The sequence below is a fragment of the Nonomuraea sp. NPDC050328 genome (assembly GCF_044459405.1).
Classification (GTDB): domain Bacteria; phylum Actinomycetota; class Actinomycetes; order Streptosporangiales; family Streptosporangiaceae; genus Nonomuraea.
Genome location: NZ_JBITIW010000005.1, coordinates 442,320 through 455,069, shown reverse-complemented (window position 1 = coordinate 455,069; position 12,750 = coordinate 442,320). Strand labels below are relative to the sequence as shown.

General features: G+C 72.0%; 12 protein-coding genes. 4 read left to right on the top strand and 8 right to left on the bottom strand.

Annotation, left to right across the window (positions count from 1 at the left end; translation table 11 throughout):
- Nucleotides 1–35: 35 nt before the first annotated feature.
- From ACIBG7_RS21755 to ACIBG7_RS21725, 7 genes are all read right to left on the bottom strand, one after another.
- Nucleotides 36–578 carry a nucleotidyltransferase domain-containing protein gene (locus ACIBG7_RS21755; RefSeq protein ID WP_397337384.1) on the bottom strand — a complete coding sequence of 181 codons (543 nt, stop codon included), beginning with the start codon at nt 576–578 and terminating at the stop codon, nt 36–38.
- A 39-nt stretch (nt 579–617) separates the two neighbouring features.
- Nucleotides 618–2,540, bottom strand: coding sequence for a multicopper oxidase family protein (locus tag ACIBG7_RS21750; protein ID WP_397337383.1), 1,923 nt, complete (start codon nt 2,538–2,540; stop codon nt 618–620).
- A complete protein-coding gene (locus tag ACIBG7_RS21745; RefSeq protein WP_357920745.1) occupies nt 2,537–2,962 on the bottom strand; it encodes a hypothetical protein in 426 nt (141 codons plus the stop codon). Before ACIBG7_RS21745 ends, ACIBG7_RS21750 begins: the two co-directional genes overlap by 4 nt.
- A gap of 174 nt (nt 2,963–3,136) precedes the next feature.
- Complete coding sequence (locus ACIBG7_RS21740) at nt 3,137–3,592, bottom strand: carboxymuconolactone decarboxylase family protein (RefSeq protein WP_357920743.1); 456 nt, start codon at nt 3,590–3,592, stop codon at nt 3,137–3,139.
- 49 nt (nt 3,593–3,641) lie between these two features.
- A complete protein-coding gene (locus tag ACIBG7_RS21735) occupies nt 3,642–4,106 on the bottom strand; it encodes an Rrf2 family transcriptional regulator (protein WP_357920740.1) in 465 nt (154 codons plus the stop codon).
- A gap of 36 nt (nt 4,107–4,142) precedes the next feature.
- Nucleotides 4,143–4,892, bottom strand: coding sequence for an SDR family oxidoreductase (locus ACIBG7_RS21730; RefSeq protein WP_357920737.1), 750 nt, complete (start codon nt 4,890–4,892; stop codon nt 4,143–4,145).
- 30 nt (nt 4,893–4,922) lie between these two features.
- Entirely contained in the window at nt 4,923–5,210 is a 288-nt protein-coding gene (locus ACIBG7_RS21725) for a carboxymuconolactone decarboxylase family protein (protein WP_397337382.1), read from the bottom strand.
- A gap of 180 nt (nt 5,211–5,390) precedes the next feature.
- Between ACIBG7_RS21725 and ACIBG7_RS21720 the strand changes: the two genes are divergently transcribed.
- The 4 genes from ACIBG7_RS21720 to glnII all read left to right on the top strand — a co-directional run bounded on the left by ACIBG7_RS21720 (nt 5,391) and on the right by glnII (nt 11,367).
- Nucleotides 5,391–6,083 (top strand): hypothetical protein, encoded by a 693-nt coding sequence (locus ACIBG7_RS21720; protein ID WP_357920731.1) that lies wholly within the window; start codon nt 5,391–5,393, stop codon nt 6,081–6,083.
- A 9-nt stretch (nt 6,084–6,092) separates the two neighbouring features.
- A complete protein-coding gene (locus ACIBG7_RS21715; RefSeq protein ID WP_397337381.1) occupies nt 6,093–9,041 on the top strand; it encodes an AAA family ATPase in 2,949 nt (982 codons plus the stop codon).
- 96 nt (nt 9,042–9,137) lie between these two features.
- On the top strand, nt 9,138–10,202 hold the full coding sequence (locus tag ACIBG7_RS21710) for a hypothetical protein (RefSeq protein ID WP_357920725.1): 1,065 nt from the start codon (nt 9,138–9,140) through the stop codon (nt 10,200–10,202).
- 145 nt (nt 10,203–10,347) lie between these two features.
- On the top strand, nt 10,348–11,367 hold the full coding sequence (glnII, locus tag ACIBG7_RS21705) for a glutamine synthetase (RefSeq protein ID WP_357920723.1): 1,020 nt from the start codon (nt 10,348–10,350) through the stop codon (nt 11,365–11,367).
- Nucleotides 11,368–11,437: 70 nt separating this feature from the next.
- On the opposite strand, the gene ACIBG7_RS21700 is transcribed toward glnII, so the two are convergent.
- Nucleotides 11,438–12,733 carry a CehA/McbA family metallohydrolase gene (locus ACIBG7_RS21700; RefSeq protein WP_357920720.1) on the bottom strand — a complete coding sequence of 432 codons (1,296 nt, stop codon included), beginning with the start codon at nt 12,731–12,733 and terminating at the stop codon, nt 11,438–11,440.
- Nucleotides 12,734–12,750: the final 17 nt, after the last annotated feature.

Sequence of the window (12,750 nt, the reverse complement as noted above, 5' to 3'; positions counted from 1 at the left end):
GCCCGCGGCCGCGGCCTGTCGACCGGCTGCGCGGCTCAGTCTGCCCGGCTGCTCTGGAAGTGCCGGTAGTCCTCCGGTACGGCGAGACCGAACCGCTCGCACAGGGCGGAGACGTCGGCCCAGTCGTCGGCGTCCACGGCGTAGCCGGTGTGGAAGCGCACCAGCCACTCCGGGCTGACGCAGGCCACCTCCCGCCCGCCGATGCGGCCCTTGCCGGTCAGGGCGTCGGCCGGATAGCGCTCGCCGTTCTCGGGCGGGCCGTACACGCCGTGGCCGTCCTCGTCGAGGACGATCACGTGGAAGTCGATCAGGTGGCATGCCGGGTCGCCCAGCACGAAGTTCCACGGCGTGGTGTCGTCCCGGGGGACCGGCTCGTAGCCTTCGGCGTGCAGGGCGGCGAGCACGGCCGGCAGGTCGGTCTGCTGGATGGCGAGGTCGAGGTCGCCGTGCGGCCGGGTCTGGACGCCCAGGCAGGCGTCCACCGCCCAGCCGCCGTCGAGCCAGACCCGGACGCCCAGGCGGTCCGTCAGGTCGAGGAAGGCGTGGACGTCGGCCGCGGTCATCTCCGATGCGGGCACAGGGTCATGATGCCCGGACGGGGCCGGGGAAGTAGTGGATCACTCGGGGTGGTTGCCCGAGGACCGGCCCGCGTCGAACGGCGTGCCGACGCCCTCGTAGGCCAGGTGGAAGGTCATCCCCAGCGCGGCGTGCGACAGGTCGTGGCAGTGCGACATCCACACGCCCGGGTTGTCCGCGCGCAGCGCCACCTCCCAGACCTCGCCCGGGGCGACGTCGAAGGTGTCCATCCGCAGGCGCCCGGCGGGCCGGCCGTTGCGGGAGAGCACCAGGACCTCATGGCCGTGCGGGTGCATGGGGTGGGTGTCCCGGCCGCGGTTCACCACGGTGATCTTGATGAGCTCGCCCTCGCGGACCACCGGGGCCTCGATGTCCGGCCACACCCGGCCGTTGACCGTGTGGGCCGGCCTGGGCAGCCCGTCCAGCAGGGTGAGCCGCCGATCCAGCACCCAGGTCACCTCCCGGTCGAACCGCCGCGGCGGCGGCGGCCCGGCGGGGGCGTAGGCGGTGATGTCCAGCAGCGCCCCCGCCGGCGGCGCGGGCGCGGGGCCGTCGCCCAGCACCAGGAGCCGGTTCCCGGCCGAGAGCGCCACCGCCCCGGCGGGCGGCATGGTGAACACCAGGTCGTACCGGCCGCCCGCCGCCAGCCGCAACCGCTCCCCACGCAACTGCCCGGGTCGCGTCAGCTCGCGGCCGTCCACGGCCGCCAGCCGGTACGGCACGCCGCTCAGGCCGAGCAGGGACGGGGTGTTGGCGGTCACCGCGACACGCAGCCGCACCCGGCTCCCCGGCTCGGCGGCCTGCCGGACGACCCCCTCGGCGGGCGCCGATCCGTCCACCGCGAGCACCGGCGCCCCGCCCAGCTCGTGCAGGACCACGGTGTGCTCCACCGCCTCCGACGCCCCGCCGGAGACCACCAGCAGGCCGAACAACCCCATCCGCACCGCAGGGTCGGACAGGTCGTGGCTGTGGTACCAGAACGTCCCCGGCTGCGTGGCACGGAAGCGGTACACGAACTCCCCGCCGGGCCGTACCGCGTCCTGGGTGACGCCGGCCACCCCGTCGTCCCCGGCCCGCACGGGATACCCGTGCCAGTGCAGGGTGACCGCGAGCTCCGGCATCCGGTTGACCAGCCGCACCTCCACCAGCTCCCCGACCTCGGCACGGAGCGTCGGGCCGGGCACCGTCCCGTCGAACGTCCAGGCCGGCACCCGCCGGCCGGAGGCGAGGGTGATCGTGGCCTCCCGCGCGGTGAGGGTGAATCGCCGGTCCGGCGCGCCCGGCGGCTCGCGCAACGTGGAGACCTGCCGGACGGGCGCCCCCGCGGCCCGCCCGGCGGCCAGCACCGTGGGACGGCCACGGGTCAGCGGCTGCGCCATGGCGTGCGCGCCGAGGTTGAGCCGCTCGGGCACCCGGCTGGCCGAGACCGCCGCCACCGCCCACACCAGGGCGAAGCACAGCAGGGCCACGCCGGCCGCGGTGCCCGCCTTGCCGGGGCGGCGCGGACCGCGCCAGGTGAGCGCCCCCGCTCCGGCGGCCAGCGCGACGACCAGCCCGGCGTGGACGGGGCGCACCGGGTGCGTGACGACCAGCGCGACCAGCACCCCGGCCAGCCCGCCGTAGGCGGCCAGCAGCACCACGCGCGGGTCCACGCCGGGCCCCGGGCCGGGGGCCGCCTGCCGGAGGAGGCCGGGGGCGGCGGCTTGCCGTACGAGCTGGTAGAGGACGACGAGGGCGGGCAGCGAGACGAGCGGCACCGCCAGCAACAGCCGATCGGCGGCGAACCACCAGCCGGAACCCGCCAGCGCGACCGCCACCCCCACGCGCGCGGCGGTCAGCACGAGCGCGGGAGCCAGCGCCCACCAGCGGCCGCCGCGCCGCAGGGCGTAGGCGGCGACCGGCCAGGCGACGGCCACCGCCGCGACGAGCACGTCGTCGAGCAGCAGGAGCGCGGCGGTGCTCACGCGGTGACCTGCCGGGCCAGCCGCCGCGCGTCACGCAACTGCGCCAGCACCGACCAGAGCAGGAGCAGCCCGAGGATGGCGTGGAAGCCCAGCACCACGTCGGTGCCGAGGCTGAAGGACCCCGGCGTCTCGGAGACCAGCTCGGCCAGCGGGAAGAGCACGAACAACTGCCCGACGACCACGCCCAGCGGCGCGAGCGCGAGGCCGATCTGCCGGCCGCCGGCCTTGGCGAGGGCGGCGACGAGCGCCAGCAGCAGGGCGAGCACCGGGATGACGATGACGCCGTTGACGAAGTGCGGGACCATCGGGCCGGTCAGCGGCGCGGGCTGCGGCCGGTGGAAGGCGCCGAAGGTGGCCAGGTAGAACTGCACGATCACCGCCGCCACCTGGAGGGCGGCCAGGATCAGCAGGATTCTGCGCATGGGATGCCTTTCTGGGGAGCGCGCCGCGGAGTGCGGGCACCGCCCAGGGTGCCCGCGCCCGCTTGGCTCCCTCTTGGCACCGACCGCGACACCGCCACGGGCGCGCGCCAAGTGAAAGGCAAGTCGCCCCCGCCGTACCGCGGGTGCACGGCCCGCGGTACGGCGAAGCAGCCGTCAGCGGCGGTAGTGCCCGGCGGGCAGCCGGAGGGTGACGCCGAGCCGGTTCCAAGCGTTGATCATCGCGATCCCGAACACCAGCGCCGACAGCGTCTCGTCGTCGTAGTGCTTGGCCGCCCGCTCCCACACCTCGTCCGGCACCCCGTGCGGGTTGTCGGCGATCCGGGTGGCCGCCTCGGCGAGGTCGAGGGCGGCCCGCTCGGCGTCGGTGTAGTAGGGCGCCTCGCGCCAGGCGGCCAGCGACCAGAGCCGCTCGTCGCTCTCGCCCTGCTTCTTGAGGTCGTGGGCGTGCATGTCGACGCAGAGGGCGCAGCCGTTGATCTGGCTGACGCGCACCTTCACCAGCTCGTAGGTGGTGAGGGGCAGCGTGCTGCGGCGCACGGCCGCCTCGGCGCTCTGGAGCGCCTGGTAGGCGGCGGGCACGTGGTCGGAGGCGTTCAGCCGGGGGTCCATGTTCTCTCCAAACTAGATATTTGATATCCAGAATTAAGGCAGCGGACGATCACGACAGCCAGCCGCGCACCCGCTCCGGGGCGCCCGGGCTGCGCCGGTCCACCTGCGCCATGAGGTCGGCGAGGGACTGGTCGGCCAGCTCCCGCCGCCAGGCCAGCTCGGCCCGGCGCATGCCGGTCGAGATCGGGCACAGCTTGCGGTAGTCGACGCCCTCCTCACCGTTGGGCGCCTGGCGCAGGATCTGCATGCAGCGGAAGGCGTCCTCCCGGCCCTCGATGGCCACGACCACGTCGAGCAGGGTGATCGCGCCCGGCTCGCGGGCCAGCCGGAAGCCGCCGCGCGGCCCGGAGACCGAGCTGAGCAGCCCCGCCTTGACCAGTAGCTGGAGCTGCTTGTTCAGGTAGGCGGCGGGCAGGTCGTAGAGCGCGGCGAGCTTGGCGGCGGTGACCGCCTTGCCCTCCGTCCAGGCCAGGTTGAGGCAGCAGTGCACCGCCCACTCGACCCCTTCGCTCATCCGCATATCCTGGATACTACACCTCCAGGATTACGGTCACCTCCCCAGGCGGGCGTTGACCGCGTGCTGGACCCGGCGCGGCACCAGCCCGCCGATCGCGACGATCGCCTTGTACACCGCGCCCGGCACGCTGACGGTCACGCCGCGGGCCAGGTCGCGCATCGCGGCGGCGGCCACCCGGTCGGCGTCCAGCCACAGGAACTCCGGGATCCCCGACATGTCCATCGAGGCCCGCCGGTGGAACTCGGTGTGCACGAAGCCCGGGCACAACGCCATCACCTTGATCCGCGGGTTGCCCAGCTCCCCGGCGACCGACTCGGTGAAGTTGACCACCCACGCCTTGGAGGCGCTGTAGGAGCCGCGGTTGAAGAAGGCGGCCACGGAGGCGACGTTGATGATCCCGCCCCGGCCCCGGCTGCGCAGCACCGGCAGGGCGGCCAGCGTCAGCCGGAGCACGGCCTCGCAGTGCACCTTCAGCATGGTCACCTCGTCCTCGGCCGGGGTGCTCAGGAAGGGCGTGCCGTGCCCGAATCCGGCGTTGTTGACCAGCAGGTCGATGCCGTCGCGCACCCGCGACTCGACCCGCTCCAGGCCCTCCTCGGTGGCCAGGTCGGCGGGCAGCGTCTCGGCGGCCACGCCGTACCGGAGCTTGAGCGTCTCGGCGCTCTCGGCCAGACGCTGGGCGTCGCGGGCCACCAGGACCAGGGAGAAGCCGTCGGCGGCCAGGCGGCGGGCGAACGCGGCGCCGATGCCCGCGGTCGCGCCAGTGATCAGTGCGGTTGGCATGCCTCACCCTAACGCGGGCGAAGCCGGGACTTATCGCCTGGCCTGCGGGTCGATGCGGTCGATCAGTTCCTCGGCCTGCCGCGACAGCCGTGCCCCGCGCGACCAGCCGGCGTAGTGGGTGAGGAAGGCGACCGCCGCCCGCAGCTCGCCCGGGGTCAGGTCGCCGGTGCGCAGGGCGGCGTCGAGCTGGATCTCGATCTCCTCGTCCAGCCCCTGGGCCACCAGCAGGCCGGTGAGGAGCAGCCTGCGGTCGCGGTCGCTGAGCTCCGGCCGGGACCAGACCTCCAGGTAGCGCCGTTCGGCGACGGGATCAGTCATACCTAGGAGTCGGACGTGAGCGGACCACGCGTTACACGTGCCGGTACCAGCGGGCATCCGATCACAGAAAAACCAAGGTTTAGCCAAGATTTGGTCAAATTTCCCAACATCTGGCCCGGGCTATTCCTCCCGAATCAGGGCACAAAGACCTCGTTGGGTCTAAAGCGGAGGTAAGCCCTGGTGAAAGGTGCATGGGCTTGGCAGCGGCTGACCGCGACCACGGTCGCGGTCTTTGTGATGTCAGGGGTCGCCGCATGCGGCCAGAACGAGTTCACCTACATTCGCGACCGTGAGGGCACCACGTACTTCAAGGTGCCGTCCTCCTTCTCCAAAGTCGACTCCTACCCGATCGACCTCTTCCTGAACGGGCACGACCCCGCCTCGGCGGCAGCCGCCGAGGCACGGAACCGCGTCTGGTCGACCGCCTTCGACCGGGCCGAGGAACCGAACGCGGCCCACCTGCTCGGCTCGGCGGAACCGTTCGTCTACGCCACCGTGCACAAGCTGGACGACGAGGAACGCGGCTGGGTCTCCCTGAACCGCCTGCGCGACTTCTTCCTGCCCGTGACCAAGGAACGCCGCGCGATGCTCGCCGAGCAGGCCCAGGCCTTCGGCCAGCAACCGCCCTTCACCAACTTCGAGCTGCTCCTGGACGAGCCGGTCACCCGGGACGGCGGGCGAGGCGTGCATGTGCGCTTCAACTACCGGTTCAAGGACACCGTCCAGACGTTCGACCTCACCTCGCTGCTCGACGAGGCGGGCGACACGGTCTCCGCCCTGGTCATCAGCTGCCAGACGCAGTGCTTCCAGGCGCGCATGGCCGAGATCGACCGAATCAAGGACTCCTTCAAACTGATCCGGCTGCCGGGTTAAGGGGCGCAGGTGAAGCAAACGATCTACCACGAGGGACTGCGCGCACCCGACAGCGGTCCCGACGACTCCGCCGTGCTCACCAGGAAGCGCTTGCCGCTCTGGGACCGGATCAAGTTCCTCGTCCTGCTGGGCGTCGCCTTCCTGGTGCTGACCTGGAAGACCATGGCCGACTACGAGGGCATCATGCCCTTCGTCGAGGCCATGCGCGCCATCGCCGCCGAACACCAGTGGATCTTCTGGTTCATCGGCCTCGAACTGGTCCGGCAGACGCACTTCCTGATCAGCGAGCGCTCCTCCGGCTACCACCGCTTCTGGAGCAAGACCGTCTTCGGCGGCACCGAACGCTGGAGCCACCGCCGCTTCAGCGACTGGACCCGCTTCCGCGTCTCGCGGGTGCTGAAGATCGCCTTCTTCGTCACCGTGCTGGCCCTGGTGCTGGGCGCGGTGCTGGACACCAGCCCGTTCATCGCGCTGTTCCAGGCGCCCGCGCTGCTGTTCATGGCGCTGCCGTACGTGGCGCAACTGGCCTTCGCCTTCTTCTTCGTCATCTTCCAGTTCGTCGGCCTGTTCTGGTTCCTGTCGCGCGGCGGCATCGAGACCTACTACCCCGACGACATCAAGACCCGCTTCAAGGACGTGTGGGGCCAGGACCACGTGGTCGAGCGCGTCCGGGAGAACATCGTCTTCCTGGAGCGGCCCACCGAGATCGAGGACCGCGGCGGCTACGTGCCCGGCGGCCTGCTGCTGTGGGGACCGCCCGGCACCGGCAAGACGCTGATGGCCGAGGCCGTGGCGGGCGAGACCGGCAAGCCGTACGTCTTCGTGGACCCCGGCGCCTTCATCAACATGTTCATGGGCATCGGCATCCTCAAGGTCAAGTCGCTCTTCCGCAAGCTGCGCAAGCTGGCCCTGCGCTACGGCGGCGTGATCGTCTTCTTCGACGAGGCCGACTCGCTGGGCCGCCGCGGCCGGCTGGCCGGCCAGCCGCAACCGGGCGCGGGCTTCCAGCAGAACGGCTGCCACGGCTTCAACTACCTCAGCGAGCAGACCCGCTCCACGCTCGCCTTCCGTACCCCGCAGGCCGACGAGCCGGTGGAGAGACGCCGCTTCATCATGGGCGGCGGCATGAACGGCGGCGGCGGCGACATGGGCACCCTGCAGGCCCTGCTCACCGAGCTGTCCGGCCTGAAGAAGCCGCGCGGCTTCTTCAACCGCCTGGTACGGCGAGCCCTCGGCATGCGGCCCAAGCCCCCGCCCAAGTACCGGATCCTGGTCATGATGGCCACGAACATGCCAGACGCGCTCGACGAGGCCCTGCTGCGCCCCGGCCGCATCGACCGCATCTACAAGGTCGGCTACCCGTCCAAGGCCGGCCGGGTGCGGACCTACGAGGGCTACTTCGCCAAGGTCGAGCACGACCTCACCGCCGAGCAGATCGACAAGCTGGCCACGATCACCCCCTACGCCACCGGCGCGACGATCAAGGACCTGGTCAACGAGTCCCTGATCACCGCCATCCGCGACGGCCGCGAGGTGATCACCTGGGGCGACGTGCTCAAGGCCAAGCGGCTCAAGCAGCTCGGCCCGCCCGAGGACGTCGAGTACATCGAGCGCGAGCGGCACGCGGTCGCCGTGCACGAGGCCTGCCACGCGGTGATCGCCTACCGCACCCGCTACCACCTCGAGATCGACATCGCCACGATCGAGAAGGGCGCCGACTACCTCGGCATGGTCGCCTCGATCAAGCCGGAGGACCAGTTCACCCGGTGGAAGTCGGAGTACGAGGCGGACATCATGGTCTCCCTGGCCTCGCTGGCCGGCGAGCGCATGTTCTTCAGCGAGGACAACTCCTCCGGCGTCTCCGGCGACCTGCACTCGGCGACCTTCCTGACCGCGCTGATGGAGTCGTACTGGGGCATGGGTTCGGGCGTCACCTCGCTGCCCGCGCTCCAGCAACTGGAGATCATGGGCGGCAAGGCGATGCCGCGCCAGCGGCCCACCGGCGGGCCGGTCTCGATCACCGACCCCGACCCGGGCCGGCCGAAGCCGGACCTGACGCCCGACGTGCTCGGCGAGCGCATCGAGTACAACCTGGTCCGGCTGTTGGACAAGACCGAGGCGTTGCTGCGCGAGCACCGGCGTGACGTGCTGTGCCTGGCGCACGCGCTGGAGACGCACAAGACGCTCAACGGCGACGACGTGGTGGCGATCTTCGAGCAGCGGCGCGGGCCGCTGATCGACGGCACGGTCTACTCCTCCGACGAGCTCTTCGAGGAGATCGAGGAGTACCACGTGGAGGCGGCGCGGGCGCACCGGGAGCACAGCCGGGTCATGCGCGAGCTGCCCGGGCCGCAGCCGGAGCCGGTCGTGCCGGCCGAGACCGGGGCCGCCGCGGCGGTCGCGGTGCTCACCGCACCGGCGGCAACGCCGTACGCGACGCCGGTGCCGGACGCCTCCCCGGGGACCGCTCCGGTGGTGGAGGCCGAGGTGGTCACCCAGCCGGAGTTCGTGCCGTGGGCGCCGGAGACCTCCGCGCCCGGCCCGGCCGTGCCCGACGCGGCCGGCATCGCCTCGCCGTGGCCGGCGGACTCGCCCGCCGAAGCGCCCGTACGCCGGCGCGGCAGGGGCGTGCTGGTGGTCGTGGCCAGCCTGTGCGCTCTGATCGCCGTCGCGGTGATCGGCGCGCTGCTGACCACGGGAGCGCTGCCCGGAGCGGGCGCCTCGGCCGCGGGACTGGCCTCGCCGGGGCTGCTCATGGCGTTGTTCGTGGTCGTGCTGGCCGTGGTCGCGGGCCTCGGCGTGACGATGATCGTGGTCAGGGCCATGCGGGCCGCCCAGGCCCGGGCCGAGCAGGACCGCGACCGGGCCAACGCCCGCGCGCAGCTCCTGGCGGCGGCCATGGACCCGGAGACGGCCATGCGCCTGCTCGGCTACGACGGGAGGAAGGACCAGCCCTAGCCCGGCGTGCTTCCGGCCGCCGTCGCGGATCTCCCGCGGCGGCGGCCACGTCGTCGCTCCCAGAGAGTGTCCAGGTCGGCTCGATAGGGTTTCCCTATGATCAAGTGGGAAATGGTGGTGCCTCCTGTCGCTCTGGCTGTGCTCGTCCTGACCTGGGGACGGGAACCCGGTGGGGTCATGGTCGCCTTCGTGGCGGCCGCGCTGATCGGCGCGGTCATCGCCGCCGTCCACCACGCCGAGGTGGTGGCGCACCGCGTGGGCGAGCCCTTCGGGACGCTGATCCTGGCCGTCGCGGTCACCGTGATCGAGGTCGGGCTGATCCTCATGCTGATGTCCAGCGGCGGGCCCGACACCAGCTCCCTGGCCCGTGACACCGTCTTCGCCGCCTTCATGATCGTCTGTAACGGCGTGGTCGGCCTGTGTCTCCTGGTGGGCGCGCTGCGCCACCGCGTGGTGGAGTTCAAGGTCGAGGGCGTCACCGCGGCGCTCGCGACGCTCTGCGCGGTCGCCACGCTCTCCCTGGTGCTGCCGTCCTTCACCACCTCGACGCCCGGCCCCACCTTCTCCGCCGCGCAGCTCGCCTTCGCCGGCGTGGCCTCGCTGATCCTCTACGCCGTCTTCGTCGTCATGCAGACGGTGCGTCACCGCGACTACTTCCTGCCGCCGGGCTACGGCGACGAGGACATGCACGCCGACCCCCCGAGCTCCCGCCGGACCGGGCTCAGCCTCGGCCTGCTGCTGGTCTGCCTGGTCACCGTGGTGGGCCTGGCCAAGACCGCCTCCCCGGCGATCGAGCAGGCGGTCGCCGCGGCCGGGGCGCCGCGCGCCGTGGTCGGCGTCGCCATCGCGCTGCTGGTGCTGGCACCCGAGACCGTCGCGGCCGTGCGCGCGGCCCGCCGCAACCGGCTCCAGACCAGCTTCAACCTGGCCCTCGGCTCCGCCCTGGCCAGCATCGGCCTCACCATCCCGGCGATCGCCGTCTCCTCGCTCTGGCTGGACGGCTCGCTCACCCTCGGGCTGGGGCCGAAGGAGATGGTGCTGCTCGCGCTGACCGTGATCGTCTCCACGCTCACCATCGCGCCCGGCCGGGCCACCCTGATGCAGGGCACGGTGCACCTGACGGTCTTCGGCGCCTTCCTCTTCCTCACCGTGACCCCGTAGGACTTCGTCACCGTGACTCCTTCGGAAACCTTCGCGTAACACGGGGAGCACGATTAACACCACGTTCACATCCGGGCAAAAGTTGGGAAACGGCCCAGCGGTTGACTCGGCGTGGCTGGACGACACGCTGAAAGGGACCACCGCCGTGAGCTACAAGGCTGAGTACATCTGGATTGACGGCACCGAGCCCACGGCTCTGCTCCGCTCCAAGACGAAGATCGTCGCCGACGGCGAGCAGCCGCCGGTGTGGGGTTTCGACGGCTCCAGCACCAACCAGGCCGAGGGCCACGCCTCCGACCGCGTGCTCCGCCCCGTCTTCACCTGTCCCGACCCGATCCGCGGCGGCGACGCCATGCTGGTGCTGTGCGAGGTCGACGAGATCGACGGCACCCCGCACAAGAGCAACACCCGTGCGCTCGCCCGCGAGGTCGCCGAGCGTTACGCCGACCAGGAGTCGTGGTTCGGCATCGAGCAGGAGTACACCTTCTTCAAGGGCAGCCGCCCGCTCGGCTTCCCCGAGGGTGGGTTCCCGGCCCCGCAGGGCCACTACTACTGCGGCGTGGGCGCCGAGGCCGCCTTCGGCCGTGAGATCGTCGAGCTGCACATGGACCGCTGCCTGGCCGCCGGCCTGAAGCTGTCCGGCATCAACGCCGAGGTCATGCCCGGCCAGTGGGAGTTCCAGATCGGCCCGGCCGGCACCCTCGAGGTCGCCGACCACCTGTGGGTGGCCCGCTGGCTGCTCTACCGCACCGCCGAGGAGTTCGGCATCGAGGCCACCCTCGACGCCAAGCCCGCCCGTGGCGACTGGAACGGCGCCGGCGCGCACACCAACTTCTCCACCAAGAAGATGCGCGAGAACTACGACGCGATCATCGTGGCCTGCGAGTCGCTCGGCGAGGGCGACAAGCCGCTGGAGCACGTCAAGAACTACGGCGCCGACATCGAGTCCCGCCTGACCGGCCACCACGAGACCGCGCCGTGGAACAAGTACAGCTACGGCGTCTCCAACCGCGGCGCCTCCGTGCGCATCCCGTGGCAGGTCGAGAAGGACCAGAAGGGCTACATCGAGGACCGCCGCCCGAACGCCAACGTCGACCCGTACGTGGTCACCCGCCTGCTGGTGGACACCTGCTGCGCCGCCCTGGAGAAGGCCGGCCTGGTCTGATCCGGTCCCTGACGCTGTCGCCGTCTCGAAAGCCCTCGCCGGTCGTGCCCGGCGGGGGCTTTCCCGTCGCTCAGACCAGGCGGGACTCGTAGACGCGCCTGGCCTCCGCCACCAGCGCGAGCCGGCCCGGGCTCGCGCTGTCCTCGATCAGCTCCTCCAGCAGGTCGAGCCAGCGCAGGCAGAACGTCACGTCCTCCTCCCGCGCCACCCGGCGGTGGTCGACGTCGAGGTAGACCGGGCTGGTGTGCGCCCGCACCAGTCCGTCGCCCTCGGCCACCGCGACCACGTACGTCGGCCAGATCACCGGCAGCGCGCCGGAGACCTCCTGCGGCTCGCCGGCCAGCAGTTCGCCGTCGGCGGTCAGCAGCCGGACCCGCTCGACGCCCGGGCCGATCACCTTGGCCGAGACGTTCACCAGGTCGCCGGGCACCAGGTTCAGGGTCGCGCCCGGGCCGTGGCCCTCGACCTCCAGCTCGATGAAGGGGCCCGTGGTGGCGAAGGTGCGGCCTCGCCGTACCGCCCGGGTGTAGGACTCGGCGGTGAGCGGGCCGTCCACGTGCGCGTAGGTGCGCTCGCGGCCGATGGGCCCGATGCGGTGCGCGTACCCGGCGACCGCGGCCACGCGGTTGCCGGCGCCGATCAGCCGCCGGTAGGCGGCGGCCGAGGCGATCACCGAGGAGTAGCTGTCCACCAGGCCGAGCGCGGCGTCGACGACGGCCATGCGGGCGTCGTGGCCCGGGTTGCCGGTGCGCACGAGCTGTTCGGGCGTCTCGACCGGCCCGCGGAAGGCGTTGGCGTAGCCGATCAGCGCGCCCCGCTCGCGCAGCCGGCCCAGCGAGTCGGAGGGCGGCGGCCACTCGGGGAAGGCCTGCGGGCTGCGCGCCAGGCCAACGCGGGCCACGTGCGTGTCGTCCGACCACGGCAGGTTCTGGCCCGCCCAGCGCTCGGCCGCCTCGTCGTCGGCCGACATCAGGTTCACCACGTGCAGGTCCTCGCCGTGCTGGGAGGCGGCCACCCACGACGAGGGCCGGCTGACGTGCACGTTGAGGTCCCCGCCGTACCAGCCGCGCGCGGCGGCGTCGTAGATCCGGGCCGGCGCGAGCTCCACCAGCGTCTCGCCCTCGCCCGGCGTCAGCGTCGTCTGCGCGTAGCCGTACTCCATGCCCCTGGCCGCCCGTACGGTCACCCGCTCGGCCGGCACGTGCAGCACCACGTCGTCCCCGTGGAAGTACGGCAGGCCGTCCGGATCCACCGCGGGCGTCACGCCCGCCGGGTACCAGCCGCGCCCGTCCTCGCTCCAGACGCTCCACCGGCACGGGAAACCGGCACGGAGGCGGAGGCTGGCCAGTATCACATCGTTACGCATCGGTCTCTCCCCGTAAT

Bases quoted from the DNA above. Each gene is read 5' to 3' on its own strand.
- ACIBG7_RS21710 (WP_357920725.1), top strand. From the start codon at position 9,138: ATGATCAAGTGGGAAATGGTGGTGCCTCCTGTCGCTCTGGCTGTGCTC.
- ACIBG7_RS21745 (WP_357920745.1), bottom strand. From the start codon at position 2,962: ATGCGCAGAATCCTGCTGATCCTGGCCGCCCTCCAGGTGGCGGCGGTG.
- ACIBG7_RS21735 (WP_357920740.1), bottom strand. From the start codon at position 4,106: ATGAGCGAAGGGGTCGAGTGGGCGGTGCACTGCTGCCTCAACCTGGCC.
- ACIBG7_RS21725 (WP_397337382.1), bottom strand. From the start codon at position 5,210: ATGACTGATCCCGTCGCCGAACGGCGCTACCTGGAGGTCTGGTCCCGG.
- ACIBG7_RS21740 (WP_357920743.1), bottom strand. From the start codon at position 3,592: ATGGACCCCCGGCTGAACGCCTCCGACCACGTGCCCGCCGCCTACCAG.
- ACIBG7_RS21730 (WP_357920737.1), bottom strand. From the start codon at position 4,892: ATGCCAACCGCACTGATCACTGGCGCGACCGCGGGCATCGGCGCCGCG.
- ACIBG7_RS21700 (WP_357920720.1), bottom strand. From the start codon at position 12,733: ATGCGTAACGATGTGATACTGGCCAGCCTCCGCCTCCGTGCCGGTTTC.